Source organism: Microbacterium sp. dk485 (assembly GCF_004570445.1).
GTDB classification, from domain to species: Bacteria; Actinomycetota; Actinomycetes; order Actinomycetales; family Microbacteriaceae; genus Microbacterium; species Microbacterium wangchenii.
This window is the reverse complement of the sequence record NZ_SPQW01000001.1, coordinates 1109940-1135430: the sequence shown is the minus strand read 5'-3', so window position 1 is coordinate 1135430 and position 25491 is coordinate 1109940. Positions and strand designations below refer to the sequence as shown.

The window sequence follows — 25491 nt, the reverse complement described above, 5'->3', positions numbered from 1 at the left end:
TGCGTCATTCCGGCGCGGTCCACACGCCGTAGCGGGCTGCCATGTCGAACAGGCTCACCCCGCCCTGCCCGGACTGGGCGAATCCCATCGGGCCGAGCTGCCCTGCCGCGGTGCGCAGATCGACGGGTTCGGTGCCGCCTGTCGACTCCACCCCGGCGACAAGGTCGATCGCGTTCGGCTCCCACGGCAGGGCCTGCCAGATCGCCTCGGTGACGGCATCCAGTTCCTCCGCGCTGAAGGGTTCGGTGACGTCGGTCAGCAAGGTGAGTTCGAGGCGCTCGCCGAGGCCGTTGCGCGAGCGGCCGGGATCGGTGACGGCGACCACGCGGGGCGCGGCGGTGGTCACGGCCTCGGACAGATTCCCGTACTCCGCGAGAACCTGCTCGGTGCCCTGCGGTGGCGAAGGCTGCGGCGTCGGTGAGAGCGCGCTGCATCCGGTCATCCCGAAGGCGAGCGCGCCCGCCAGCGCGATCGCCGGCAAGGCGCGACGTGAGCCGATCCGTCGCATCATCGTCATCCGTTCCATCCGTTCCATCCGTGTCGAAGGGCGTGGGTCTGCCCATCATTACGGAAGAACGCCACAGCCCCGACAGGACGAAGGGGGTGCGTCAACACCCGTCAGGTGCCGTTCGAGCGCTGCCTCCTGCAATGCCCACTGCCTCTCGTACATCGTCGCGGAGAAGCCGATGGTATCCAGACATCTCTCGGGCTCCGAGCTCCTTCGGGTCCGTTGCTGTGCTGCGCAATACTGTGTGGTTAGCACACGGTTACCGGGTTCGAGCGGGACTCATGAGGCCGGGACGGGGACCACTTTGGCAACTCTCTTGGGTCGTCTCACGGAGCGCGACGCCATCGACCACTTGCTCGCCGAGGCGCAGGCCGGTCGTAGCGGGACGTTGGTGGTGCGGGGCGAGGCCGGCATCGGCAAGACCGCGCTACTCGAGCATGCCCGCGAGACCGCGACATCTCTCGGGCTCCGAGTCACGGGATGCTGCGGGGCCGAGTCCGAGACGCAGTTCGCTTTCGCAGCCCTCCACCAGATGTGTGCGCCGCTGCTCGACCGTGTCGATGCGCTGCCGGAGCCGCAGCTGGCTGCTCTCGGCGTGGCCCTCGGGCTGCGCAGCGGTGCGGTGCCCGACCCCTTCCTCGTCGGGCTCGCGACGCTGAGCCTCCTGGCCGAGGTCGCCGAGCAGGGCCCACTGCTGTGCCTCATCGACGACGCGCAATGGATAGATCAGGCCTCGGCGCAGGTCTTGACCTTCGTCGCCCGACGCGTTGCCGCCGAGGGAGTCGTGCTGTTGTTCGCCGCGCGCGACGTGGGCATCGACGACGTCGATCCCGTGGCCGGCCTGTCACCCGAGCTGCGCGTGAACGGTCTCGGCGAGAACGACGCCCGGATGCTGCTGGCGGCAGGAGTCCGAGCCCCTCTCGATGACGAGGTGCGTGACCGGATCATCGCGGAGTCACGTGGCAACCCCCTCGCGCTCCTGGAGCTGCCACGGAGCGCGTCGCCCAGCCGGCTCGCGGGCGGGTTCGAGCTTCCGGACACGCTCACCATCCCGCGCCGCATCGAGGAGGTCTTCCATCGCCGGTCGGCTGAGCTGTCCGCGCAGGCGCAATTGCTGCTGCTGCTCGCCGCCGCCGAACCGACCGGCGATGGGGCTCTGCTCTGGCGAGCGGCCGAGCACCTCGGGGTGCCCCTCGAAGCTGCGGGGCCTGCGGAAGACTCCGGGCTGCTGGAGATCGATACCAGTGTGCGATTCCGTCACCCGCTCGTGCGCTCAGCCGTCTACCGCGCGGCCTCGCCGACCGATCGCCGACGCGTGCATGCGGCGCTCGCCGCCGCCATCGACCCGCAGGTCCACCCGGACCGTCGTGCCTGGCATCGAGCGCAAGCGGTGTGGGGGCAGGACGAGGAGGTCGCGGCCGAGCTGGAGCGCTCGGCCGAACGGACACGCGAGCGCGGCGGGGTGGCGGCCGCCGCCGCGTTCCTGCAGCAGGCTGCGGACCTCACACCCGAACCGGCCGCCCGCGCCCGGCGGGCGCTGGCGGCGGCGCACGCAAAGCACGACTCCGGGGCGTCGATCGCGGCGGCGGAACTCTTGGACGTGGCGGCTGCCGGGCCGCTGGACGAGCTGCAGCGCGCGCGACTCGAGCTGCTCCGAGCCCGGATCGCCTTCCAGCTGACCCAGGGTGCAGAGGTGCCGGGCATGCTGCTCGACGCCGCGGAGATTCTCGCCCCGCTCGATCCCGCCTTGGCTCGCGAGACGTACCTCCACGCGATCGATGCCGCAATGATCACCGGCGGGACCGGAGATGTTCGCGGCGCGCGCGAGGTGGCGACGGCGGCTCTCGGAGCGCCGCCGCCCCCGGGGCCGCCGACACCGCCGGATCTGCTGCTCGAGGGCTTGATCGTGACCTTCACGCGAGGGTACGTGGCGGGCGCGCCCGCGGTGAAGGATGCGCTGAGGGCGTTCCACGATCGCGGGTTCGACGGGGAGGCGCTGGGCGAGATGGGCAGCCGCCGCTGGCTTTGGCTCGCGACTCGGAGCGCGGCCGCCCTGTTCGACGAGGAGCGGGTACGTGTGCTGGCGGCACGGAACGTCCGGCTGGCCCGCGACTCCGGTGCGTTGGCCACGCTGCCGGGGGCGCTCGTCGGTCACGCCGGGATACTGGTGCTCGCCGGCGAGCTGTCCCTGGCGGCGGAGCTGTGCGCCGAAGCGTCCGAGATCACGCGTGCAACAGGTGCTGTGCCGCTGCCGTACGCCGACATCATCCTGGCGGCTTGGCGCGGTCACGAGACCGAGACCGCTCAGCTCTACGCCGCGAACGTAGAGAAAGCGGCGGGGCACCGGGGCGGCGCGGAGATGGCCACCGCCAACTACTCGTTGGCCGTGTTGCGCAACGGAACGGGCGATTACGAGTCCGCGGCGACGGCGGCGGCCGAGGGGTGTGAGACGAACGAGCTCTCCAACACCGGCCTCTCTCTGCTCGAGCTGGTCGAGGCCGCCACTCGCGCCGGACAGCCCGGACTTGCGGCGACCGCGCTGACCGAGCTCTGCGCCCGCGCCGAGGCCAGCGGCGCCCCGTTCGCACTCGGGGTTGCTGCGCGCTCGCGCGCGCTGGCGAACTCGGGACCCGCTGCCGAAGACGAGTACCTCGAAGCGATCGCCCGAATCGGGGCGTCCCGGATGACGGGCTATCTCGCCCGCACGCACCTTGTGTACGGGGAGTGGCTGCGCCGGGAGGGGCGGCGCCAGGATGCCCGGGAACAGCTGCGTGTCGCGCACGAGCTGCTGTCGACTATGGGCGCAGAGGCGTTCGCCGAACGCGCCGCGCGGGAGTTGCGCGCGACAGGCGAGTATCCGCGAAAGCGCACCGCCACGCCGGCAACCGCGCTCACTGAACACGAGTTGCAGATCGCTCGACTGGTCGCGACGGGCGCGACATCGCGTGAGGTCGGTGTGCAGCTCTTCCTGAGTCCTCGGACGATCGAGGCTCACCTGCGCAACATCTTCCGCAAGCTCGGCATCACGTCTCGGCGCCAGCTCAGGGAGATGCGGCTCCCCTGAACCCCGATCTCGGACCACTTCGGATGTCCGTGGGGATGTCGATGACAGGGAAATGAAGAAACCCCCGTGAGTAGAAGCCTCACGAGGGTTTCAGTGGCTCGACCAAAAGCTCGGGCCTTGGCTGCCCCGCGCAGGAGGCGGGGTCGCCTCGTTGGTCGCTCCGCAGTAGGCAAATCGCCGGGTGGAAAGCAACCTAGGTTGGCACGCAGGAGCGAGCCTTGGCTCCAACCTCGGGCGTTGTAACGCGACGGCGATCAATCGCCCGCTTCCAAGGGCGGGTCGTCGCTGAGGCCCCCGACACGTGGAGCGCGGGCGTTCGGCCACTCCCACGCACCACGTCCGGCTGCCGGCCGGGGCCCCTCGCCGGGGACGCCGGGCTCGGTTCCGATAACGGTGCGTCCGGCCAGCAGGCTCTCTGTCGTCCGAGCGATCAGCTGCTGCAGCCCCGGGTGCGCTCCAGAATGCGGAATCTCGCGCTGCGCTACCTCGAGGGTCACGGACAGTGCTTCATCCACGATCGTGGACGCGTCGGCAACGCCCCATGCCTCGGCTTCCTCGACGATCAGATCGCGGTGTATCTGCGCGTAGTCGAAGACGCCCACCACCGACAGCGCGAGTTCTCCGTCGTTGTCGTACTCGGGGAAGTGCTGCGGGACGACGTCGTACATCGGTGCCAGCACGTACCCTCCGTCTGCGTCATGCAAGAGCGCGATGTTCTTCAGGTGCATGTCGAGATTGCCCACCGCAATGGAGAGCGCGACCATTCGCAGGAGCTTCTCGCGGTCTCCGGGGGTGAGGATCTTCGCCACGTCGCTCAGGCCGCGTTTGCCGTAGATCTCGTACTTCTGATCGCCGCGGCAGCCCAGCACCTGGTTGAAGTCCTCCTGATGGATCCGGCCATCTGCGGCGCTGCCCGAGCGGTCGTAGCGCTCGATCACCAGTGCCTTCTCGCCGGCGAAGGTCATCACCTCGGTCGAGAAGTCAGCCAGACCCAGCACGCGGGCGAACCGGGACCCATACTCCTCGTCGAAGATCATGCTCGGGTACCTGCCGACGATCGGCTTGACGATGTGGGTCGAGGGAAATCCGTCGAGCGAGCGCGCCCAGCCGGTCTCGGTCCGCACGAGCACGATCTTGTCCTGCACGCCATTCAGCGAGGTCTTCCCGCGACGCGGCTTGTTGCCCAGGGGGTGAATCCCGACATCGCGAAGGAGGCGCGCGACGCCTTCATCATCGAGCGGCTCGGTCGCCGGTGTGCGCGGCTCGCCAGGCAGCGCTGCATCCCAGACCTGGATCGCTCCGGCGACGTCGCGGCCGTACACGCGGAGCATGGCGATGACATCGTCGGCGTCGAGTCCGGCCTCCAGCGCCAGCCGTCGCCGCGCGTTACCCTCGGGCAGCAGCTCGGCAAAGAAGTTCTGTCGTACCGGCCGCGTCGAGGCCGCAGGGCGGGGCGCGAGCGGGATCGCCGCAGAGAGCACTCGGCTGCCCAGCCCATACCGCCGGACAGCATCACCGGTCGGGGTGAAATCGAACGCTGCGCCGCGATCGCTGAGCGTGCCGATGACTCCCCCGTGGAGTGCGACAGTGAGCTCAGCCATCGGTCGCCGGACCCTCTGGGATGCTCACGGTGATCTCCGCGCCTGTCTCGCGCAGCGCGTCCAGCAGGCGCACAAGAGCAGGGGCCGGCTTCCCGGACTCGAGTTCCCAGATGTAGCGCTGGGTTGTGCCAACTGCCTGGGCAAGGTCCCGCTGCGTCATTCCCGTGGCCATGCGGGACTGCTGCAGCGCGAACCCGAGGTCCTGGACGCTCGCGATCTTCGCGGTGAACATAGCGCTCCTGACTACTGGGAGGTAGTCGGCCGAGCTGACTACCTGACGGTAGTCGATCATAACGACTACCCGAGCGTAGTCAAGCAGCCGGGCTCCCTCATGATTCGGTCCGGCAGAGCATCACTAGTCGTGACCTCCACGGAGACGGAAGCTGAGATCGTGACGCGTGTCCTCGGTATTGGGCCCACGGAGGTTACCGGAAGGGGGTAGCGCTTGGGTCTGGTCGAGTTCGTGACCACGACGCTTGGTCGCTCGAGGTCGACACCCTCGTGAACACGGATGAGGACCAGACGGGCACGCGAGCGCTCAGAGATCTCCTCGATCGATGCCGCCCCGCGTTCGGACGCGTCGGGGAGCTGCCGGCCGATTGCGAAGCCCGGATCTGGTGGTCCGCCGACTCCGACTCGGTCCAGGGCGGGTTCGTACTACCTGCAGATCTGGCCCGGGCAGATCGCCGAGCTCGGTGTCGACTTGTACGCCACGATCTACCTTGAGGACGACGACCGCGCTGAGCAAGACAAATAGGGCGGGCTGCTGCATCGGCGCGATGGCGAGTGCCCGGAGCCAGGTGAGGCCGCACGCCACCAGGGAAAAGCGAAACCCCCGCCATGTAGAAGCTAGGCGAGGGTTCCTAGGGTGACTGTAACGGTCACCCGTGTGGCTCCGACGGGCGTCGATCCCGTGACCTCACGATTTTCAGTCGTGCGCTCTACCAACTGAGCTACAGAGCCGCGTGGCATCCGTATCGCGAACGACGCAATGCCACGTCCTAGACGAAGGGCCTCCTCGAAAGAAGGCCCGTCGCTCGGAGCGACCCTGACGGGACTTGAACCCGCGACCTCCGCCGTGACAGGGCGGCACGCTAACCAACTGCGCTACAGGGCCATGCTTATTCAATTATGGGTGGAACGTGACCCCAACGGGATTCGAACCCGTGCTACCGCCGTGAAAGGGCGGCGTCCTAGGCCGCTAAACGATGGGGCCGAAATGAACCCCTTCGCCACGCGGGCTCAGCGCTCACTTGCCGACGCCCAAGCATACGCAATCCCGCACGGATCCGCCAATCGAGGGCGCGTCGTCCCGAGATCAGCGGGATTCGCACGCACCATTGAGGTCGCGGAGACGGCGGCGGACATCTGTTGCGCTTGTTACTGCTGTTGCTACTGTGGTGCGAGTTGTGGCCGCGGAGGGGAAAGGTGCTGTCGTGACGCTCGACCGCCTGGACGACGAGGAGTGCAACTGCGCACCCAGCCCTCGGGAACGCCGGATGCTGTGGCCCTCTCTCGACCGGCGAGGCGCCCTCACCCTCGGTGCGATCGGCGCGGTGTCGCTCGGCGTGCTGGGCTCGACCGGCGGTCCGCTCCTGGCTCCGGCTTTCGCCGCCGGATACCCCTCGTGGCCCGACGTCGAGCGCGCCAAGGCCAACGAGGCGTCCAAAGCCGCCGAGGTCGCCCGCATCCAGGGCCTGATCCAGGGTCTGGCCGCAGAGGTGCAGCGCACGCAGGCCGAGGTCGTCGCCCGCTCGAACGAGTACTACGAGGCGCAGCAGGCCTACCTGCAGGCGGCGTACGAGGCCGATCAGCTCCAGGCCCAGGCCGATGCGCAGGCCGCAGCAGCGACGGAAGCCGCGAACAAGGCCGGCCGCGTCGCCGCCCAGCTGTACCGCAGCGGCGGCGACGACACGTCGCTCGACCTGTTCTTCGCCGGGTCCGCGACCTCAGCCGAAGATCTGCTCTCGCGCCTCGGCACGATGGACAAGCTCATCGAGCGCAACCAGTCGGTGTACGCGCAGGCGGTCACCGCCCGCGACAGCGCGCAGAGCCTGAGCGACCAGGCGGAGGTCATGCGCGCCGAGCGCGACCGCCTGCAGAAGGTCGCCGAAGAGAAGATGCTCGCCGCCCAGCAGGCCGCCGACGCGGCACAGGCGGCGCTGACCGAGCAGCAGGCCAACCAGGTGACGCTCGAGGCGCAGCTTGCGGCTCTCAAAGACACGACGGCCAAGACGGTCGCCGACTACCAGGCCGGCGTCGAGGCCGAGCGCAAGGCCCGCGAGGAGCGCGAGCGTCGTGCCCGCGAGGAGGCCGAGCGCCGGGCCCGTGAAGAGCGCGAGCGCTGGGAGCGCGAGCAGGCCAACAACGGCGGCGGCGGTGGTGGCGGCGGCGGCGGCGGCGGCGGCAACGGCGGCTCCGTCGGCGGCTCCGGATGGGCGCGGCCCTCCTCGGCAGGGATCAGCTCCGGCTATGGTCCCCGGTCCGGCCAGTGCACGCCCAGCTACTGCTCGACCACGTGGCACCTCGGCCTGGACTTCGGGGCCGGGTGCTGGGCGCCGATCTTCGCCGCATCCAGCGGTACCGTCACCTACGCCGGCTACAACGGCGGCTACGGCAACTACATCCGCGTCGATCACGGTAACGGCGTCGCGACCGGATACGGGCACATCTCCAACGGCGGCATCTACGTCTCGCGCGGGCAGTGGGTCAACGCCGGGCAGCAGATCGCCGGCACCGGCGCGACCGGCAACTCGTTCGGCTGCCACCTGCACTTCGAGGTCTATACCGGCTCCGGCACAGTGAATCCTGCGCCCTTCCTGCGCGACCGCGGCGTCTGGGTCTGACGCCCTCACGACACGAAGAAGCCCGGCCGAATCGGCCGGGCTTCTTGCATATCCGTGCGGGTCAGAGCGAGTTCGGCGCCTCGCCGGAGCCCTGCGTGCGGGTCTCGCCCTCGTGGTGCTCGAAGCGCTCGAACGCCTCGCTGACCAGGCGCTCGGCCTCCGCCGCACCCGCCCAGTCGTCGACCTTGACCCACTTGCCGGGCTCGAGGTCTTTGTAGTGCTCGAAGAAGTGCGCGATCTCCTTCTGGGTGTACTCCGGGATGTCGCCGACGTCCTGGATGTGCGCCCAGCGCGGGTCCTTTGCGAGCACCGCGACGACCTTGTCGTCGCCGCCGGCCTCGTCGCTCATCTTCAGCACGCCGACCGGACGCACCTTGGCGAGGATGCCGGGGGCGAGGTCGTGGTCCAGGAGCACGAGCACGTCGAGGGGATCGCCGTCTTCGCCCAGCGTGTTCTCGAAGAACCCGTAGTTCGTGGGGTACCCCATCGGCGTGTAGAGGATGCGGTCGAGGAAGACCCGCCCGGTGCCGTGGTCGACCTCGTACTTGATCTTGCTGTTGCGCGGGATCTCGATGACGGCGTCGTACGCGCCCATGCGTGTGCTCCTTCAGTCTGGGAATACCGCCCACCAGCCTACTGCCGGTGCCCGGACATCACCGGGGACGGAGGGGTGCACCGACCCCAGCCCGCCGGGGCACCGGGCCATCCGGAGACAGCCCAGCGACCCCGGTAGCGTGGGACTGTGGACCGCCGCCCCGCCCTCGCCCCCGCCGTCGCCGAGGTGCGCCGTGCTGTGCGGGAGGCCCTCGAGCCGCTGCGCGCGGATGGCAGCCCGCCTGTGATCGTCGCGCTCTCGGGCGGAGCGGACTCGCTCGCGCTCGCCGCCGCGACCGCGTTCGAAGCGCCCAAGCTCGGCCTCCGGCCTCTCGCGATCGTCGTCGACCATCATCTGCAGCCGGGGTCTGCCGAGGTCTCCGCCCGCGCCGCCGACGCCGCCCGGGTGCTGGGCATGGACGCGCACGTGGTCGGTGTGACGGTCGACGGCCGCGACGGGCCCGAGGCGGCCGCCCGCAGTGCGCGGTATCGCGCCCTCACCGAGACGGCCCGGGCCCGCAGGGCCGCCGCCGTGCTCGTCGGCCACACCCTCGACGACCAGGCCGAGACGGTGCTGCTGGGCCTGGCCCGCGGATCGGGCGCTGCCAGCCTCCAGGGGATGGCCGCGTCCTCCGAGCTGGGTGGAGTCACGCTGCTGCGTCCCCTTCTTAGCGTGCGCCGCGAGACCACGCGGGCGGCGTGCGCCGCCGCGGGGATCGAGCCGTGGGAAGACCCGCACAACTCCGACCCCCGCTTCGCTCGCGTGCGCGTGCGCGAACGGGTGCTGCCGACGATGGAGGCCGAGCTCGGTCCCGGCGTGGCCGAGGCCCTCGCCCGCACCGCCGAGCAGCTGCGGGAGGATGCTGCCGCCTTCGCCGACATGATCGACGAGGTCATCGAAGACATCGTCGAGCACGCCGAGGCCGGCATCTCCGTCTCCGCGGCGGCCCTCGCCGCCAACCCCGCAGCGCTGCGGCACCGCATCATCCGTCACATCGTCGCGAGCGAATTCGGTCAGAGCCTCACCCGCAGGCAGACCGTGGAGGTCGCACGCCTCGCAGTCTCCTGGACCGGGCAGGGCCCGATCCACCTGCCCGGATGCTCCGCCCGCCGCAACGGCGGCCGCATCGAGTTCACCGCCGACGGCGCGCTCAGCGCCGACGTTTAGGATCGGAAGCATGCGCGCGGCCGACATCCCCGAGGACATCACCGAGATCCTGCTGACCGAGGAGCAGATCCACGAGAAGCTGGCCGAGATCGCCGCCCAGGTGGCGACCGACTACGAGGGCAAGAACCTCCTGCTGGTCGGCGTGCTCAAGGGCGCGGTCATGGTGATGGCCGACTTCGCGCGCCTGCTCCCCGGTCACATCGCGATGGACTGGATGGCGGTGTCCTCCTACGGCGCCGGAACCCGCTCGAGCGGTGTCGTGCAGATCCGCAAAGACCTCGACACCGATCTGCACGGCCGGCACGTGCTCATCGTCGAGGACATCATCGACTCGGGCCTGACCCTCAGCTGGCTGCTGGAGAACTTCGCGTCGCGTGGCGCGGAGTCGATCGAGGTTCTGGCGCTGCTGCGCAAGCCCGAGGCCATGAAGGTCCACGTGGACTGCCGGTACGTCGGGTTCGACATCCCGAACGAGTTCGTCATCGGCTACGGCCTGGACTACGCCGAGCGCTACCGGAACCTGCGCGACGTCGCCGTCCTCGCCCCGCACGTCTACTCCTAGGCGTCGCCCGGGCGGTGCGGCGTACGCCGTGGGCGAATGCACAGTCCGGGCATAGGCGGCCCGCGATACCCTGAGTGCACCGCCGCATGGGCGGATCCCCAGATGGAAGGGTCATGGGCCCCGCCCAACCATGGACTTCAAGAAGCTGACGCGCAACCCGATCCTGTACGTGCTGCTGATCGGGATCCTGCTGATCGTCGGGTTCTCGCTCATCACCAGCCTCAACGGTGCGAAGCAGATCTCCACGCAGCAGGGACTCGAGCTGCTCGACGGCGGCACGGTCACCGAGGTGACCAACACCGACGGTGACCAGCGCGTCGACATGGTGCTCTCCGAGCCGTTCGAAGGCGCGACCGACGTGCAGTTCTACTACGTCACCGACCGCGGGGACGAGGTCGTCCGCGCGATCGACGCGGCCAACCCCTCCGACGGCTTCAACGACCTCGTTCCCCGCCCGACGTGGTTCGACGGCTTCATCTCGCTCCTGCTCCCGCTGGTGCTGCTGGGTCTGCTGTTCTGGTTCCTCCTGTCCAGCGCCCAGGGCGGCGGCGGCCGCGTCATGCAGTTCGGCAAGTCGCGCGCGAAGCTCGTGACCAAGGAGAGCCCGACCGTGACGTTCCAGGACGTCGCCGGCGCGGATGAGGCCATCGAAGAGCTGCACGAGATCAAGGACTTCCTCAAAGACCCGGCCCGCTTCCAGGCCGTGGGCGCCCGCATCCCCAAGGGCGTGCTGCTGTACGGCCCTCCCGGAACGGGTAAGACCCTCCTCGCCCGTGCCGTGGCCGGCGAGGCCGGCGTGCCGTTCTACTCCATCTCCGGTTCGGACTTCGTCGAGATGTTCGTCGGCGTCGGCGCCAGCCGCGTGCGCGACCTGTTCAACCAGGCCAAGGAGAACGCCCCCGCGATCATCTTCATCGACGAGATCGACGCCGTCGGCCGCCACCGCGGCGCCGGCATGGGTGGCGGGCACGACGAGCGCGAGCAGACCCTGAACCAGATGCTCGTGGAGATGGACGGGTTCGACCCGAAGGCGAACGTCATCGTCATCGCCGCGACCAACCGTCCCGACATCCTCGACCCGGCGCTCCTGCGCCCCGGCCGCTTCGACCGGCAGATCGGCGTGGACGCGCCCGACCTCAAGGGCCGCCAGAAGATCCTCGAGGTCCACGGCCGCGGCAAGCCGCTGGCCGACAGCGTCGACCTCGAAGTCGTCGCCCGCAAGACACCCGGATTCACCGGTGCCGACCTGGCCAACGTCCTCAACGAGGCCGCGCTGCTGACGGCGCGCTCCAACGCGCAGCTGATCGACAACCGCGCCCTGGATGAGGCGATCGACCGTGTCATCGCCGGGCCGCAGCGCCGCACGCGCGTCATGCGCGACAAGGAGAAGCTGATCACCGCGTACCACGAGGGCGGCCACGCCCTCGCCGCGGCGGCGATGAACCACACCGATCCGGTCACGAAGGTCACGATCCTCCCGCGCGGCAAGGCGCTCGGCTACACGATGGTGCTGCCGCTGGATGACAAGTACTCCGTCACGCGCAACGAGCTGCAGGATCAGCTCACGTACGCGATGGGCGGACGCGTGGCCGAGGAGATCGTGTTCCACGACCCCACCACCGGTGCCTCCAACGACATCGAGAAGGCCACCGGCATCGCCCGCAAGATGGTCACCGAGTACGGCATGACCACCGAGGTCGGCCCGGTCAAGCTCGGATCGTCCTCGGGCGAGGTGTTCATGGGCCGCGACATGGGTCACGGCCGTGACTTCAGCGAGCGGATCGCCGAGCGCGTCGACGCGCAGGTACGCGCACTGATCGAGCAGGCCCACAACGAGGCCTACCAGGTGCTCAACGACAACCGCGAGATCCTCGACCGGCTCGCGCTCGAGCTGCTGGAGAAGGAGACGCTCGACCACCTCGAGCTCGCCGAGATCTTCAAGGACATCAAGCGCCTGCCCCCGCGTCCGCAGTGGCTCTCCAGCAGCGAGCGTCCCGTCTCGGCCCTGCCGCCGGTCGACGTGCCGCATCGCCGCGAGCCCGCCGGTGTCGCCGCCAGCGTGGAGGTGGAGGCGGAGACCGAGAAGGCGCCGCGCCGCCGCGCGAGCGGGCAGGCCCGGCCGGCCACCGCGTAGGCGCGACCGTGGCCGTCGACCGCGCACGCGTCGCCGCGCTCGTGCGCGACCTTTTGGCTGCGATCGGAGAGGACCCCGATCGCCCCGGGCTCCGTCAGACGCCGCAGCGCGTCGCCGACGCGTACGGGGAGTTCTTCTCCGGTATCGGCGAGGATGCGGCGGCCCCTCTGGAACACACCATCTCGGTCGCCCAGGGTCCGGCGCCCGAGACGCTCCCCTCCGGCGCGGTGCTGCTGCGCGACGTCGCGTTCCGCTCGATGTGCGAGCACCACCTGCTGCCCTTCCGCGGACGCGCCCACCTCGCCTACCTCCCCGGCGAGCAGGTCGTCGGCCTCAGCGCATTGCCCAAGGTCGTCGACATCCTCGCGTCCCGCCCGCAGGTGCAGGAGCGTCTGGGTGAGCAGATCGCCGACACGATCGCGGCGTCGCTGGATGCGCGCGGCGTGCTGGTGGTGCTGGACGCCGTGCACGAGTGCGTCACGATGCGCGGCGCCCGCCAGCCCGACGCATCCACCGTCACCGTCGCCGCGCGCGGCGAACTGCTCGACCCCGCCGCGCGCGCCGAGCTCATCGCCCTGATCGGCGTCGCGCGCGCATGACCGTCGTGATGGGCATCGTCAACGTCACGCCCGACTCGTTCAGCGACGGCGGCCGCTACGTCGATCCGGCCGCTGCGATCGCGCACGGCGAGCGGCTGCGCGCGCTCGGCGCCGCGATGATCGACGTCGGCGGGGAGTCGACCCGGCCCGGCGCCTCCCGCGTGGCGGAGGGCGTGGAGCAGGAGCGGGTGCTGCCGGTGGTCTCGGCCCTGGCTTCGGCCGGGATCGCGGTGAGCATCGACACGATGAACGCCGCCACCGCAGTGGCCGCAGTGGCGGCGGGCGCACGGATCGTCAACGACGTGTCGGGGGGACTGTCCGACCCCGAGATGCTGACCGCCGTCGCCGCCACCGACGCCGACATCGTGCTGGGCCACTGGCGCGGGCCGTCGGAGGACATGTACGCCACCGCGTCGTACCGCGATGTCGTGCGGGAGGTGACCGCCGAGCTGCTCGCCCGGGTCGAAGCCGCCGCGGCGGCGGGCATCGCCCCCTCGCGCGTGATCCTGGACCCCGGCATCGGCTTCGGGAAGAAGGGCGCCCAGAACTGGGACGTCCTGCGGGCGCTGCCCCAGCTCACGGGGCTCGGCCCGCGCGTGCTCGTGGGCACGAGCCGCAAGCGGTTCCTCGCCGACGCACTGGGCGACGATGCGTCGACCGAACGCAAGGATCTCGCGACCGCCGTGACGAGCGTGCTCGCCGCGCGTGCGGGAGCATGGGCGGTGCGCGTGCACGACGTGGCGGCCACGTGCGATGCTCTGCAGGTCGCGGAGCGCTGGGAGGGCATCGGAGCATGAGCAGAGACGACGTCGTGGACGAGATCACCCTGACGGGGGTGCGGGCGTTCGGATATCACGGGGTCTACCCCGACGAACGTCGCGAGGGTCAGGAGTTCGTCGTCGACCTGACGCTGCACGTGCCGACGGGGCAGGCAGCCGCCTCGGACGACGTCGCCGACACCGTGCATTACGGCGAACTGGCCGAGAAGGTCGCCGCCGTCGTGACCGGTGAGCCGGTGAACCTGCTCGAGCGCCTCGCCCAGCGAATCGCCGATGTCGTCCTCGCCGACGACCGCGTGCAGCTGGTGGAGGTCACCGTCCACAAGCCCTCCGCGCCGATCCCCGTGACCTTCGGTGACGTCTCGGTCACGGTGCGCCGATCGCGTCCGCTCGCCCGCACCGCGGGCTTCGCCTCGGAGCCCCGGTGACCACGGCGGAGCCCCGCGGCGGGGAGCCCCTCGGCACGGAGGCCGTCATCGCGCTGGGCGCGAACCTCGGCGATCGAGCCGAGACCCTCACCGCCGCCCTCACCGCGATCGGCGAGCTGCCGCTGACAACGGACCTGCGGGCCTCGCGCGCGTTCGAGACCGTCGCGGTCACCGTGGCCGGGGAGAACGAGGATGCCCCCCGGTACCTCAACGCCGTCGCCCTGGTGCGCACGCGACTGGCCCCCTCCCTCCTGCTGCAGGCGCTGCACGGCATCGAGGCCGCGCACGGGCGTGTGCGCCGCGAGCGATGGGGCGACCGGACGCTGGATCTTGATCTCATCTCCTACGGCCGGCTCACCTCGACCGACCCGGCGCTGACCCTGCCGCATCCGCGGGCCGCCGAGCGGGAGTTCGTCCTCACGCCGTGGCTCGACGTCGATCCCGAGGCCCAGCTGCCCGGGGTCGGAGCCGTCCGCGATCTCCGCGAGCGCCTGCAGGACCGCTCGTGAAGCGCACCGGCGCCGGTTCTCTCCTCCTCGCCGCCGTGCTGGGGGCCGTGGCGGGCTTCCTCATCGACAGCGCGTTCAGCGCCGCCGGGCGCCCCACCTTCACCCCCGCGGTGAGCCTCCCGATCCTCCTGCTGCTCCTCGGGGCCCTCGTCGTGGTCCTGGCCATCCCGGTCTACCGCGCCAGTCGTGGACGCACCGCGGCGGCGATCGATCCCTTCCGGGCGCTGCGCATCGCGATGCTCGCCAAAGCCTCCAGCATCGTGGGCGCGGCGCTCGGTGGTCTCGGCGTCGGGCTGCTCGCGTTTCTGCTCACGCGGCCGGTCGTCCCCTCGCTAGGCTCGATGGGCACGGTCATCGCGACGGCGGTCTGCGGCGGCCTCCTGATCGCCGCCGGGCTGGTGGCGGAACAGCTGTGCACGATCCGGAAGGACGACGATGACGATCAACCCGGAAACCCCTCCGGAGTCGATGCCACCGACCGCTGATCACCGTGGTGACGACGTGCTGGACCGGGGCACCTTCGAGTCCATCCGGGAGCCGCGCAGCGCCGGCCGGCTCCCACTGGGAGACGGCCAGTGGCACCAGCTCGCGCAGGCCTATGTGTGGGTGCAGCTCATCTCCACCGCCACGCTGCTGATCGTCGTGCTGGGCATTGCGCTCGTGCTGCAGCTGTGGCTCGAGCAGATGTGGGTGTGGATCCCCGCCGGCGTGTTCGCGCTGATCTCGGTGTGGGCCCTGGCGATCACGCCGCGCCAGGCGCGCTCCTACGGGTATCAGTTGCGCCAGGACGACCTCGTCTTCCGTCGCGGGATCCTGTGGCAGCGGGTCGTCGCCGTCCCGTACGGCCGGATGCAGCTGATCGACATCACCCACGGCCCGCTCGACCGCGGTTTCGGCATCGCACAGCTGAAGCTCGTGACCGCCGCGGCCACCACCGCCGTCACGATCCCCGGCCTGACCCAGGATGCGGCGGAGCGGCTGCGCGACACGCTGGTGGACGTCGCCGAGACCCGCCGGACCGGCCTGTGAGCGAGCCGTCCCCATCGGCCCCTCCCATGGAGGAGGTGCGCTCGGCGCTGAGCGACGGCGAATGGCACCGCATGCACCCGCTCACCCCGCTGCTGCGCGGGGGACTGTTCCTCCTCGTCGTCATCGGCATCGTCGTGGCCAACCTCCGCGAACGTCTCGTGGCATTGTTCATCCCCGACTTCTCCGACGAGGGGGAGGTGCCCGGCGACCCGGTCGACTACGTGCTCTCCAACAACCTGCTGCTCGTCGCCGGGCTCGCCCTGCTCGGCACCCTGGTGGTGCTGACGGTCATCTTCTGGGTGTCGTGGCGGTTCCACACCTTCCGCATCACCGGAGACGACGTCGAGGTGCGCACCGGCGTGTTCTTCCGGACGCACCGCCGCGCCCCGCTGGACCGGGTCCAGGGCGTGAACCTCACGCGTCCGCTGGTCGCCCGCCTGTTCGGGATGGCCAAGCTGGAGGTCATCGGGGCGGGCCTGGATTCCAACGTCAAGCTCGAGTACCTCTCCACCTCCAACTCCGAGACGATCCGGGCCGACATCCTGCGCCTGGCCTCGGGGCGCCGGCTGGGGGAGGCCTCCGCCGCCGAGGGCGCCGTGGACGCGGGCTCGCGCGTGCACCAGGCGGCCAACCTCGTCAGCGCCGGCATCACCGGCATCATCGAGGGCGAAGACCTCGAGGCGGCCGAGGTCGAATCCGTCGTCCACATCCCCGCCGGCCGGCTCGCGGCATCCCGCGTGCTCAGCACATCGACGCTCGGGCTGCTGGCCTTCCTCGCCGTCGTGATCGTCGGTGCCGTCATCGGCGAGCCCTGGGTCCTGTTCGCCTTCGTCCCCGCGCTCCTCGGATTCGGGGCGTACTGGGTGCGCTCGTTCGTACGCTCGCTGCGCTACTCGATCGCACCCACCTCCGGTGGCGTGCGCATCACCTTCGGGCTGTTCACGACGGTCAGCGAGATCCTGCCGCCGGGGCGGGTCCACGCCGTGGAGGTGCGGCAGTCGCTGATGTGGCGCCCGTTCGGCTGGTGGTCGATCGCGGTGAACCGCATCTCGGGGCGCGCGATGACCGACGCGGGCACCGACCAGCTCACCAGCGTGCTGCCGGTGGGCACGCGTGCAGACGTCGAGAGAGTCGTCCGACTCCTGCTGCCCGCCCTCCCCGAAGACCAGCTCGCGCTCGTGTTCGAGCAGGGGATCCTCGGCCCCGCGCCGGGAGATCCCTACGCCACCACGCCCCGGCGGGCACGCGTGTTCCGCCCGTTGTCGTGGCGTCGCAACGGCTTCCTCCTCACACCGGATGCGCTGTTCCTGCGTCGCGGGTTCATCTGGCGGGCGCTCGGGGTCTTCCCGCTGGCGCGCATGCAGAGCATCCGCATCAGCCAGGGTCCGGTCGATCGCGCCCTGCGTGTGGCGAACCTGACGGCCAACGTCGTCAGCGGCACCGTCACGACGACGGTGGGAGTCGTCGATCGCGATGACGCCCTGCGGGCGTTCGAGGACGCCGCCCAGGGCATCGTCGCCGCCTCGGCGGGTGACCGCACCCACCGGTGGGCGCGGTGAGCGGGACGCGCGACGGACGGCTCGGCGTCGGCGTGCTGGGCGCCGGCCGGGTGGGTCCCGTGATCGCTGCGGCGCTGCGCAACGCCGGACATGCGGTGGTGGGCATCACCGCCGGAAGCGACCCCGACCGCGCCGACGCGGTGCTGCCGGGAGTGCCCGTCCTCGATGCCGACGAGGTGGTCCGGCGCGCCGAACTGGTCGTCCTGGCCGTCCCGCACGATCAGCTGCCGGGATTGGTCTCCGGGCTCGCCGACATCGGGGCGTGGCAGATCGGCCAGCTCGTCCTGCACGTCGACCCCGGCTACGGCGTGGACGTGCTCGCCCCGGCGATGCGGTCGGGGGCGATCCCGCTCGCGATCCACCCCGCCATCTCCTTCACCGGCACTTCCATCGACCTGCGCCAGCTCACCGAGAGCTACGCCGCCGTGACCGCCCCCGGTCCGGTCCTGCCCATCGCGCAGGCCCTCGCCGTCGAGCTGGGCTGCGAGCCGGTCGTGGTGGCAGAAGCCGATCGCCCCGCGTACGCGGAGGCCATCGCCACGGCGACGGAGTTCTCCCGCTCGGTCGTACGCCAGGCCTCGGGCCTTCTCGCCGGTGTCGGCATCGACAACCCCGGCGGCTACCTCTCCGCCCTCGTGCGTTCCACGGTCGACCAGGCGCTGGCCGAGGGGGCGCCGTCTGGTCCGGACACCCTCCCGCCCGAGGCTACGCTCGACGGATGATCAGCACCGTCGCGGAGCTGCGCACCCGACTGGCCCAGGCCAGAGCCGCAGCCCCCACCGGCCGGCCCGCGCCGACCGTCGCCCTCGTGTCCACCCTTGGTGCGCTCCACGATGGGCACGTGGACCTCGTGCGCCTCGCCCGCGAACGCGCGGACATCGTGGTGGTCTCCACGTTCGTCAATCCGCTGCGCTTCCGCACGACCGACGACGCCGCCGCCTACCCCACCACGCCGTCGGTGGACCGCGCGCTCCTGGATTCCCTCGGCGTCGACGTGGCGTTCGCGCCGGCAGCCGCCGAGCTGCTGCCCGCCGGTTTCGCCACGACCCGCATCAGCGCCGGCGACCTGGGGCTGCGTTACGAGGGCAGGTCGCGTCCGTACTACTTCGACGGACTCCTCACCGTCGAGGCGCTGCTGTTCCACCTCGTGCGCCCCGACGTCGCGGTCTACGGGGAGCGTGACCTGCAGCGGGTCTTCCTGGTGCGCCGCATGGTGCGCGATCTCGCCTTCGACATCGACGTCGCGACCGTCCCCACCGTCCGCTCGGACGATGGCCTGCCGCTTTCCAGCCGCGTGGCGCTCCTCGACGACGACGACCGCCGGGCGGCCGCCCGGCTTCCCGCGGCGCTCGAAGCGGCAGCATCCACCGCCGACCGGGGGGTGGACGCCTGCATCGCCGCGGCGCAGTCCACGCTCATGGGCGAGGCGCGGATCCGGCTGGACTACCTCAGCGTCGTGGACCCGGACACCTTCCTGCCGGTGGACGAAGGGCACGCCGGACGTGCGCACATGCTCATCGCCGCGACCGTGGGCGGGCACCGCTTCGTCGACAACACCGACATCTACGTGCACTGAGCCGGCTAGGTGATTGAGCCGGGGGCGTCGGCGGTCTTCGAGGGGCTGCCGGGCCCGCACGTAGACTGGAAGCGAATCCCGAGGAGCCCCAGCGATGACCGACGCGCCCGCATCCGCACCCGCCGCATCGTCCGACGACGATGCCGAGCGGGCCGAACTGAACGACGCCTTCGAGCAGAAGGCGGTGCGTCTGGCCAAGCGCGAGCGCCTGCTGACCGAGCGCGCGGATGCCGCGGGCGGGCCGTACCCGGTGGTCGTGCCGGTGACCGACACCATCCCCGAGGTCCGTGCTCGTTTCGGCGAGCTGGAAGCGGGCGAGGAGACCGGTGTCACCGTCGGCGTCGCCGGCCGTGTGGTCTTCAGCCGCAACACCGGGAAGCTGTGCTTCGCCTCCCTGCAGTCCGGCGACGGCAGCCGCATCCAGGCGATGGTGTCGCTCGCGGTCGTGGGCGAGGAGTCGCTCCAGCGCTGGAAGGACCTCGTCGACCTCGGCGACCACGTGTTCGTCTCGGGTGAGGTGATCTCCAGCCGCCGCGGCGAGCTCTCGATCATGGTGCACGACTGGCAGATCGCGTCCAAGGCCGTCCTGCCGCTGCCCAACATGTACACCGAGCTCAGCGAAGAGAGCCGCGTGCGCAGCCGGTATCTCGACCTGATCGTGCGCGACCGCGCTCGCGAGACCGTCGTGGCGCGGGCGAAGGTCAACGCGAGCCTGCGGGCGACCTTCGCCGAGCGTGGCTTCCTCGAGGTGGAGACCCCCATGCTGCAGGTGCAGCACGGCGGGGCCACTGCACGACCGTTCGTGACGCACGCCAACGCCTTCGACGCCGACCTGTTCCTGCGGATCGCGCCCGAACTGTTCCTCAAGCGCGCCGTGGTCGGTGGCATCGACCGGGTCTTCGAGATCAACCGGAACTTCCGCAACGAGGGCGCCGACTCCACGCACAGCCCCGAGTTCGCGATGCTCGAGGCGTACCAGGCCTACACCGACTACTCCGGCATCGCCGACCTGACGCAGGCGCTCGTCCAGAACGCCGCCGTGGCCGTCGCCGGCTCCACCACCGTCACGTGGGCCGACGGCACCGCCTACGACCTCGGCGGCGAGTGGGACCGCCTGTCGATGTACGGCTCCCTGTCGGAGGCGGCCGGGCAGGAGATCACCCCCGCCACCTCGATCGAGGAGCTGCAGGCGCTCGCCGGGAAGGCGGGCGTGGACGCCCCGCCGCATCCCACCCACGGCAAGTGGGTCGAGGAGCTGTGGGAGCACTTCGTCAAGACCGGCCTGACCCGACCGACGTTCGTGATGGACTTCCCCGTCGACACCAGCCCGCTCGTGCGCGAGCACCGGTCGATCCCGGGTGTCGTGGAGAAGTGGGACCTGTACGTGCGCGGGTTCGAGCTGGCCACGGGGTACTCCGAGCTCGTCGATCCCGTCATCCAGCGCGAGCGGTTCGTGGAGCAGGCGCTGCTGGCCGCCGGCGGCGACGACGAAGCCATGCGCATCGACGAGGAGTTCCTGCGTGCCCTCGAGCACGGCATGCCGCCCACCGGTGGGATGGGCATGGGGATCGATCGCCTGCTGATGGCGATCACCGGGCTCGGCATCCGCGAGACCATCCTCTTCCCCCTCGTGAAGTGACCTGATTCACGACTCCACCCGTCGCGAGTCGATGAGGTGGGTCACCGGATCAGACGGCACCGACCGGCGGTACACCCACTCCGGCAGATGACCGCTGGCGGCGAAGGTCAGCACGATGCCGGCCATGCCGTGGCCCGGGTCGATCTCACGAGCCATCTCGGCGTAGCGCCCGGCATGCGTCGAGCGACCCAGCGCCCACGCCACCCATGCCGCCGCGGCGAGGATCCCCGGGCGAGCGGGGCGGGGAGCCGCAGCGGCCAGGTGGCGGGTGAGCGCGAGCGCCGCCTGGAGCCGGTGCGGGTCGGGTGAGGGCCCCTCGCCCCAGATGGGCGCGGCGAGATGCTCCGGGTACTCCCCGCCGTCGGCGTAACGCATCTGGGCGGCGAACGCCTCGTCGCCGGCGGCGAGGTCGCGCGCCCACTGCACGAGCGCGACATCGCGCAGACCGGGGCGCATCAGGCACCACACCACCGCGGCGGCTTCGTAGGGGTCCATCTCCGCGGGGGCGTACTCGATCGCCTCCTCCAGCAGCAGCGGTACGTCGTCCATCCGCCCGACGGTCGAGAGGGCGTCCCGCGCGAGAGGGCGGTCCGAGGGCTGGCGTTCGTCGCCGAAGAGCGCGCTCATCGCGCGATCGATCTCGCGCAGAGCGAGTCCGAGTCGTTCCTTCTCGGCCAGGTCGACCGTGGGGAGGTCGGCCCCCGAGGCCTGATCCTCGGTCGGGAGGGGCTCGTCGGCGAACGCCTCATGGTCGTACGGGATGTCGGTCAGCGGGTGCCCCCCGGGAGGGCATCCGGCGTCGAGGTACGACCCCCATCCGTCCGCGGCGACGCACAGTGCCTCGCTGACGCGGAGACCGCACAGATCGGCCTGGGCGAGCAGTGCGCGGACGAGCTCCCCCTGCGGTGGCCCCTCCGAGGCCGCGAAGGTCTCATCGGTGTAGGCGATGACAGCCACCGCATCGGCATGGCTCACCTTGCACACCATTCCGATGTAGGTCGAGCACATGCTGTCCAGTTCGGTGCGACCGAGGGTGGCCGGCAGGTCCAGACGCAGGCCGCCCAGGGTGCGGTTGCCGTCGAACGGAATGAGGACGAGGCTGCGGGTGGGTCGGTAGCCCAGGAGGCGCGGCACCAGCGCGAGGAAGTCGGCGGCTCCGGCCGCGCGGAAGATGGTCGTCATGCCGATCACCCTCGTCGGCGGCCGCGCACTCGCACGGGCCGCGGGAGCTGACGGTGGATGACCGCATCCGCCGACGTGGCTGGGGAGGAGAGGTGCACCCCGGGCGCCGCATCCGATCCGGTCCGGATACAGCGCCGGCCGCGCGGCGTATCCTGGGAGGGTGGACCCCTACTGGACTGCTGTGATCTGGTCGCTTCTGCCGACCCTGGCGGTGTCGGCGGTGTTCTACTTCATCCTCCGCTCCATCCTGCGCATGGACCGCACGGAGCGGAAGGCGTACGCGCGCGTCGAGGCGGAGGAGCGCGCGAAGCGCGGGCTCCCGCCGCAGCCCGCTGCATCCGACCGCTGACCCGCTCGAACTGCCCTGTCGGCGCCATTCGATACGCTGAGAGGGTTCACCGGCGGGGGGTGCAGTGGTCGAAGTCACCTTTGACGCCACGTGGTGGGTGGTCGTCGCCCTCATCGTCGACGTGACGATCCGCGTCGCCGCGATCATCATCGTTCCGCGAAACCGCCGTCCGACCTCCGCGATGGCGTGGCTGCTGGCCATCTACTTCATCCCGTACGTCGGGGTGCTGCTGTTCCTGCTGATCGGAAATCCGCGGCTCCCGCGCAAGTTCCGGCGCAAGCAGGAAGCGCTGAACGACTACCTGCGGGAGACCAGCGCGTCACTGGACTTCGGGACGCTGCGGCCGAACGCCCCCGACTGGTTCCGCGCCCTGGTGACGCTCAACCGCAACCTCGGGGCCATGCCGCTCGCGGGAGACAACGGCGCGACCCTCATCTCGGATTACCAGAAGAGCCTCGACGAGATGGCCGATGCGATCCGGCAGGCCGAGCACTACGTGCACGTGGAGTTCTACATCCTCCAATCGGATGACGCCACCGACAACTTCTTCCGTGCGCTGGAGGAGGCGACCGCGCGCGGCGTCGTGGTCCGGGTGCTGCTGGATCACTGGGCCAACCGCGGCAAGCCGTATTACCGCCGCACTCTGCGCCGCTTGAAGGCGATGGGGGCGCACTGGCACCTGCTGCTGCCGGTGCAGCCCCTGCGGGGCCGGACCCAGCGCCCCGACCTGCGCAACCACCGCAAGCTGCTGGTCGTGGACGGCAAGGTCGCCTACATGGGCTCGCAGAACGTCACCGACTCCACCTACAACCTGCACAAGAACATCCGCCGAGGCCTGCACTGGGTCGACCTCATGGTCCGCGTCGAGGGTCCGGTGGTCGCCAGCATCAACGCCGTGTTCCTCTCCGACTGGTATGGCGAGAGCGACGAGATCCTCTCCGACGAGATCGGTCTGTTCGATGTGACTCCCGGGGCGGGAGACCTGGACTGCCAGATCGTCCCCTCCGGGCCGGGCTTCGACTTCCAGAACAATCTCAAGCTGTTCCTGGCGCTCATCTACGCGGCCCGCGAGCGGATCAGCATCGTCAGCCCGTACTTCGTGCCGGAGGAGGCGCTGCTGCTGGCCATCACCACCGCGTGCCAGCGCGGAGTGAGCGTCGAGCTCTTCGTCTCCGAGGAGGGCGACCAGGCCGTGGTCTACCACGCACAGCGCAGCTATTACGAGACGCTGCTGCGCGCCGGGGTGAAGATCTGGATGTACCGCAAGCCGTACATCCTCCACTCCAAGAGCGTCACGATCGACGACGAGGTGTCGGTCATCGGGTCCAGCAACATGGACATGCGCTCGTTCGGCCTGAACCTGGAGATCTCGATGCTCGTGCGCGGCGGCGAATTCGCCCGCGAGATGCACGCGGTGGAAGACACCTATCGCAGCCTCAGCCGGGAGTTGACCCTCGAGGAATGGTCCAACCAGCCGCTGCGCTCCACGCTCCTCGACAACCTCGCACGCCTGACCTCTGCCCTCCAGTAGCGGGGGATCGGCCGCCGCGGGCCGCCACGGATCGTGATGGGGGTGTTACCGGATCCGTTGGGTTCGCCCAGACAGGTTCGGGAGGATGGTCGGAGGCCTCCTCCGATGGACGGCCGCCGCTGCATCCGGAGGTCTCATGTCCCGTCGTACTCGTTCGCTCGTCGCCGCGTGGGGCGCGGCCGTACTGGCCATCGGAATGCTCTCCGGATGCGCATCGGCCGGGGGCGGCGCATCCTCCGCTCCGCCGCCGACCGGCGACACCGTCGATGTCGGGGCCACGTGGTTGGACGGTGGCGCGATGGTCGGCGTGCTCGTGGCGGGCAGTTCGACCTGCAAGCCCTTCGCCGAGGAGGTCGCCTATGACGAGGGCGTGCTGAGCGTGTCGGTCATGGAGCCCGACGGCGCTTGCACCCGCGACTACGTGCTGCGCGGGGTGGCCGTGCCCGTTCCCGAGGGTGTCGATCCGGCCGAAGACCTCACGATCGAGGTGCGGGGATCGGGCTACGTGGGCCGCGCCGACCTTCCCGGCGTCGCCGGCCTCACCCCGGGCGCGGGCATGGATGGCGGCCAGCCGAGCGCCGGATGGGCCGGCCCGAGCACCTTCGCCATCCTCACGTGGGGTTCGTCGAGCTGCGCGCCGCAGGTCGAGTCGGCCGCGGTCTCGGCGCCCGGTGAGATCGCCGTGGCCTTCGTCGACCCGGCGCCCGACCAGATCTGCACGGCCGACATGGCCGCCCGTGTCACCGTCGTGGAGGTGCCCGATGTGCCCGCCGGCGTCGCCTACGAGGCGGCGCTCTCGGGCGACACGTACGACGGCATCCGCGTCCCCATCGCCGGCCAGCCCTGACCGCGGCTCGACGGCCTGCCCGCACGGACGCTGCTTCACCGCGCGATCCCACGTTCGCGCCTGTTCGGTGCATCCGCGCCGTTAAGAGATGGCGCGGATGCACGGAAGTGGCGCGGACGTGGGGCTCGGGCGGCGCGGCGCGCGGCGCGGGCATCGCGGGACGCGCCCCGTACGCCACGATGAGAGGCATGGATGCCGCCATCCCCGCCCTGACCGAGATGCCCGCGCCGCAGTTCGTGATGACCGACGACGGCGTCCGGCTCGCCACCTACACGTGGGGTGAACCGGACGCACCCACGGTGTTCTGCGTGCACGGGTTCGGCTCGAGCACGCGCGACAACTGGGTCAGCACGGGGTGGGTCCGCGAGCTGCTGCGCCGCGGACTCCGCGTGCTCGCCGTCGACCAGCGCGGGCACGGCGCCAGCGACAAGCCGCACGACGCCGGCGATTATGCGATGCCGGTGCTCGTGGGCGACCTCACCACGATGCTCGACACGTACCTGCTCGACAGCGTGCGCTACCTCGGATACTCCCTCGGCGGGCGCGTCGGCTGGCAGCTGGCCGTCGATGCGCCGGAGCACGTCGAGCGGGCGGTGCTCGGCGGCATCCCCGACGGCCGCCCGCTCGCGCGGCTCCAGGTCGAGCAGGCGCGCGCGTACGTCGATTCCGGCGAGCCCGTCACCGATCCGGTCACGCGGCGGTACGTCGCCCTCGCCGAGCGGGTCGCGGGCAACGATCTGCGGGCGCTCATCGCCGTGGCCGAGGGGATGCGCATCGGCGACAGCGATCCGGATCCTGCCGCCCCGCCGCACCAGCGGGTGCTGTTCGCCACCGGGAGCGACGATCCGATCATCGAGGAGTCCCGGCACCTGGCCGGCCTGACCCCGAACGGCATGTTCTTCGAGATCCCCGGCCGCCACCACACCAACGCGCCCGGCGCACGCGCGTTCCGGCAGGCCGGGGCCGACTTCCTCGCCGAGCCCTGAG

The 25491-nt window shown here is 70.5% G+C and carries 24 protein-coding genes and 3 tRNA genes; 19 read left to right on the top strand and 8 right to left on the bottom strand.

Annotated elements, in window-relative coordinates; genetic code table 11:
* Window positions 1-4: 4 nt before the first annotated feature.
* Window positions 5-517, bottom strand: a complete 513-nt coding sequence (locus E4V99_RS05290) for a hypothetical protein (protein ID WP_167747671.1) — start codon at window positions 515-517, stop codon at window positions 5-7.
* A 307-nt stretch (window positions 518-824) separates the two neighbouring features.
* Here E4V99_RS05290 and E4V99_RS05285 point away from each other — a divergent pair, with 307 nt between their 5' ends.
* Window positions 825-3572, top strand: a complete 2748-nt coding sequence (locus tag E4V99_RS05285) for a LuxR family transcriptional regulator (RefSeq protein ID WP_240742772.1) — start codon at window positions 825-827, stop codon at window positions 3570-3572.
* 254 nt (window positions 3573-3826) lie between these two features.
* Here E4V99_RS05285 and E4V99_RS05280 read toward each other — a convergent pair whose 3' ends face one another.
* The 5 genes from E4V99_RS05280 to E4V99_RS05260 form a co-directional block, all read right to left on the bottom strand.
* The gene (locus E4V99_RS05280; RefSeq protein ID WP_135062764.1) at window positions 3827-5173 is read right to left on the bottom strand and encodes a HipA domain-containing protein; all 1347 of its coding nucleotides are present in this window, start codon (window positions 5171-5173) and stop codon (window positions 3827-3829) included.
* Window positions 5166-5405: a helix-turn-helix domain-containing protein gene (locus E4V99_RS05275; protein ID WP_135062766.1), complete on the bottom strand. Its 240-nt coding sequence runs from the start codon at window positions 5403-5405 to the stop codon at window positions 5166-5168. The genes E4V99_RS05280 and E4V99_RS05275 overlap by 8 nt, the downstream gene beginning before the upstream one ends.
* A gap of 658 nt (window positions 5406-6063) precedes the next feature.
* Window positions 6064-6136: transfer RNA gene (locus E4V99_RS05270), tRNA-Phe, on the bottom strand.
* An 80-nt stretch (window positions 6137-6216) separates the two neighbouring features.
* Window positions 6217-6290, bottom strand: a tRNA-Asp gene (locus E4V99_RS05265).
* A gap of 26 nt (window positions 6291-6316) precedes the next feature.
* A tRNA-Glu gene (locus E4V99_RS05260) sits at window positions 6317-6389 on the bottom strand.
* A 220-nt stretch (window positions 6390-6609) separates the two neighbouring features.
* Here E4V99_RS05260 and E4V99_RS05255 point away from each other — a divergent pair.
* Window positions 6610-8019, top strand: coding sequence for a M23 family metallopeptidase (locus E4V99_RS05255; protein ID WP_245233120.1), 1410 nt, complete (start codon window positions 6610-6612; stop codon window positions 8017-8019).
* Window positions 8020-8080: 61 nt separating this feature from the next.
* Here the strand turns inward: E4V99_RS05255 and ppa are convergent, their stop codons facing one another.
* Window positions 8081-8614, bottom strand: coding sequence for an inorganic diphosphatase (gene ppa / locus E4V99_RS05250; RefSeq protein ID WP_135062768.1), 534 nt, complete (start codon window positions 8612-8614; stop codon window positions 8081-8083).
* Window positions 8615-8761: 147 nt separating this feature from the next.
* Between ppa and tilS the strand changes: the two genes are divergently transcribed.
* From tilS to lysS, 13 genes are all read left to right on the top strand, one after another.
* Window positions 8762-9781, top strand: coding sequence for a tRNA lysidine(34) synthetase TilS (gene tilS / locus E4V99_RS05245; protein ID WP_135116596.1), 1020 nt, complete (start codon window positions 8762-8764; stop codon window positions 9779-9781).
* A gap of 10 nt (window positions 9782-9791) precedes the next feature.
* Window positions 9792-10343, top strand: a complete 552-nt coding sequence (gene hpt / locus E4V99_RS05240) for a hypoxanthine phosphoribosyltransferase (RefSeq protein WP_135062772.1) — start codon at window positions 9792-9794, stop codon at window positions 10341-10343.
* A gap of 130 nt (window positions 10344-10473) precedes the next feature.
* The gene (gene ftsH / locus E4V99_RS05235; RefSeq protein ID WP_135116595.1) at window positions 10474-12477 is read left to right on the top strand and encodes an ATP-dependent zinc metalloprotease FtsH; all 2004 of its coding nucleotides are present in this window, start codon (window positions 10474-10476) and stop codon (window positions 12475-12477) included.
* Window positions 12478-12485: 8 nt separating this feature from the next.
* Window positions 12486-13076 carry a GTP cyclohydrolase I gene (gene folE, locus E4V99_RS05230; protein WP_135062776.1) on the top strand — a complete coding sequence of 197 codons (591 nt, stop codon included), beginning with the start codon at window positions 12486-12488 and terminating at the stop codon, window positions 13074-13076.
* Entirely contained in the window at window positions 13073-13873 is an 801-nt protein-coding gene (gene folP / locus E4V99_RS05225; protein WP_135116594.1) for a dihydropteroate synthase, read from the top strand. Before folE ends, folP begins: the two co-directional genes overlap by 4 nt.
* Window positions 13870-14283, top strand: a complete 414-nt coding sequence (gene folB / locus E4V99_RS05220) for a dihydroneopterin aldolase (protein WP_135116593.1) — start codon at window positions 13870-13872, stop codon at window positions 14281-14283. The genes folP and folB overlap by 4 nt, the downstream gene beginning before the upstream one ends.
* Window positions 14280-14792, top strand: coding sequence for a 2-amino-4-hydroxy-6-hydroxymethyldihydropteridine diphosphokinase (gene folK / locus E4V99_RS05215; RefSeq protein WP_135062782.1), 513 nt, complete (start codon window positions 14280-14282; stop codon window positions 14790-14792). The genes folB and folK overlap by 4 nt, the downstream gene beginning before the upstream one ends.
* Window positions 14789-15277 carry a DUF3180 family protein gene (locus E4V99_RS05210; protein ID WP_135062784.1) on the top strand — a complete coding sequence of 163 codons (489 nt, stop codon included), beginning with the start codon at window positions 14789-14791 and terminating at the stop codon, window positions 15275-15277. The genes folK and E4V99_RS05210 overlap by 4 nt, the downstream gene beginning before the upstream one ends.
* On the top strand, window positions 15228-15821 hold the full coding sequence (locus tag E4V99_RS05205; protein ID WP_135116592.1) for a PH domain-containing protein: 594 nt from the start codon (window positions 15228-15230) through the stop codon (window positions 15819-15821). The genes E4V99_RS05210 and E4V99_RS05205 overlap by 50 nt, the downstream gene beginning before the upstream one ends.
* 26 nt (window positions 15822-15847) lie before the next feature.
* Window positions 15848-17380, top strand: coding sequence for a PH domain-containing protein (locus E4V99_RS05200; RefSeq protein WP_209305594.1), 1533 nt, complete (start codon window positions 15848-15850; stop codon window positions 17378-17380).
* Complete coding sequence (locus tag E4V99_RS05195) at window positions 17368-18102, top strand: DUF2520 domain-containing protein (RefSeq protein WP_135062790.1); 735 nt, start codon at window positions 17368-17370, stop codon at window positions 18100-18102. The genes E4V99_RS05200 and E4V99_RS05195 overlap by 13 nt, the downstream gene beginning before the upstream one ends.
* Window positions 18099-18956, top strand: a complete 858-nt coding sequence (gene panC / locus E4V99_RS05190; RefSeq protein ID WP_135062792.1) for a pantoate--beta-alanine ligase — start codon at window positions 18099-18101, stop codon at window positions 18954-18956. The genes E4V99_RS05195 and panC overlap by 4 nt, the downstream gene beginning before the upstream one ends.
* Before the next feature lie 94 nt (window positions 18957-19050).
* Window positions 19051-20595 (top strand): lysine--tRNA ligase, encoded by a 1545-nt coding sequence (gene lysS, locus E4V99_RS05185; protein WP_135062794.1) that lies wholly within the window; start codon window positions 19051-19053, stop codon window positions 20593-20595.
* Between the two features lie 6 nt (window positions 20596-20601).
* Here lysS and E4V99_RS05180 read toward each other — a convergent pair whose 3' ends face one another.
* Complete coding sequence (locus tag E4V99_RS05180) at window positions 20602-21777, bottom strand: DUF4192 family protein (RefSeq protein ID WP_135116590.1); 1176 nt, start codon at window positions 21775-21777, stop codon at window positions 20602-20604.
* A 160-nt stretch (window positions 21778-21937) separates the two neighbouring features.
* On the opposite strand from E4V99_RS05180, the gene E4V99_RS05175 reads away from it, so the two are divergent.
* The 4 genes from E4V99_RS05175 to E4V99_RS05160 all read left to right on the top strand — a co-directional run bounded on the left by E4V99_RS05175 (window position 21938) and on the right by E4V99_RS05160 (window position 25490).
* Window positions 21938-22126, top strand: coding sequence for a hypothetical protein (locus E4V99_RS05175; protein WP_135062798.1), 189 nt, complete (start codon window positions 21938-21940; stop codon window positions 22124-22126).
* Between the two features lie 64 nt (window positions 22127-22190).
* Complete coding sequence (gene cls / locus E4V99_RS05170) at window positions 22191-23657, top strand: cardiolipin synthase (protein WP_135062800.1); 1467 nt, start codon at window positions 22191-22193, stop codon at window positions 23655-23657.
* A 136-nt stretch (window positions 23658-23793) separates the two neighbouring features.
* Window positions 23794-24504: a hypothetical protein gene (locus E4V99_RS05165; protein ID WP_135116589.1), complete on the top strand. Its 711-nt coding sequence runs from the start codon at window positions 23794-23796 to the stop codon at window positions 24502-24504.
* Window positions 24505-24692: 188 nt separating this feature from the next.
* Window positions 24693-25490 carry an alpha/beta fold hydrolase gene (locus E4V99_RS05160; protein ID WP_135116588.1) on the top strand — a complete coding sequence of 266 codons (798 nt, stop codon included), beginning with the start codon at window positions 24693-24695 and terminating at the stop codon, window positions 25488-25490.
* Window position 25491 lies beyond the last annotated feature (1 nt).

Bases quoted from the DNA above. Each gene is read 5' to 3' on its own strand.
- E4V99_RS05290 (WP_167747671.1), bottom strand. From the start codon at position 517: ATGACGATGATGCGACGGATCGGCTCACGTCGCGCCTTGCCGGCGATC.
- E4V99_RS05280 (WP_135062764.1), bottom strand. From the start codon at position 5,173: ATGGCTGAGCTCACTGTCGCACTCCACGGGGGAGTCATCGGCACGCTC.
- E4V99_RS05275 (WP_135062766.1), bottom strand. From the start codon at position 5,405: ATGTTCACCGCGAAGATCGCGAGCGTCCAGGACCTCGGGTTCGCGCTG.
- ppa (WP_135062768.1), bottom strand. From the start codon at position 8,614: ATGGGCGCGTACGACGCCGTCATCGAGATCCCGCGCAACAGCAAGATC.
- hpt (WP_135062772.1), top strand. From the start codon at position 9,792: ATGCGCGCGGCCGACATCCCCGAGGACATCACCGAGATCCTGCTGACC.
- ftsH (WP_135116595.1), top strand. From the start codon at position 10,474: ATGGACTTCAAGAAGCTGACGCGCAACCCGATCCTGTACGTGCTGCTG.
- folP (WP_135116594.1), top strand. From the start codon at position 13,073: ATGACCGTCGTGATGGGCATCGTCAACGTCACGCCCGACTCGTTCAGC.
- folB (WP_135116593.1), top strand. From the start codon at position 13,870: ATGAGCAGAGACGACGTCGTGGACGAGATCACCCTGACGGGGGTGCGG.
- E4V99_RS05205 (WP_135116592.1), top strand. From the start codon at position 15,228: ATGACGATCAACCCGGAAACCCCTCCGGAGTCGATGCCACCGACCGCT.
- E4V99_RS05200 (WP_209305594.1), top strand. From the start codon at position 15,848: ATGGAGGAGGTGCGCTCGGCGCTGAGCGACGGCGAATGGCACCGCATG.
- panC (WP_135062792.1), top strand. From the start codon at position 18,099: ATGATCAGCACCGTCGCGGAGCTGCGCACCCGACTGGCCCAGGCCAGA.
- lysS (WP_135062794.1), top strand. From the start codon at position 19,051: ATGACCGACGCGCCCGCATCCGCACCCGCCGCATCGTCCGACGACGAT.
- E4V99_RS05180 (WP_135116590.1), bottom strand. From the start codon at position 21,777: ATGACGACCATCTTCCGCGCGGCCGGAGCCGCCGACTTCCTCGCGCTG.
- E4V99_RS05165 (WP_135116589.1), top strand. From the start codon at position 23,794: ATGTCCCGTCGTACTCGTTCGCTCGTCGCCGCGTGGGGCGCGGCCGTA.
- E4V99_RS05160 (WP_135116588.1), top strand. From the start codon at position 24,693: ATGGATGCCGCCATCCCCGCCCTGACCGAGATGCCCGCGCCGCAGTTC.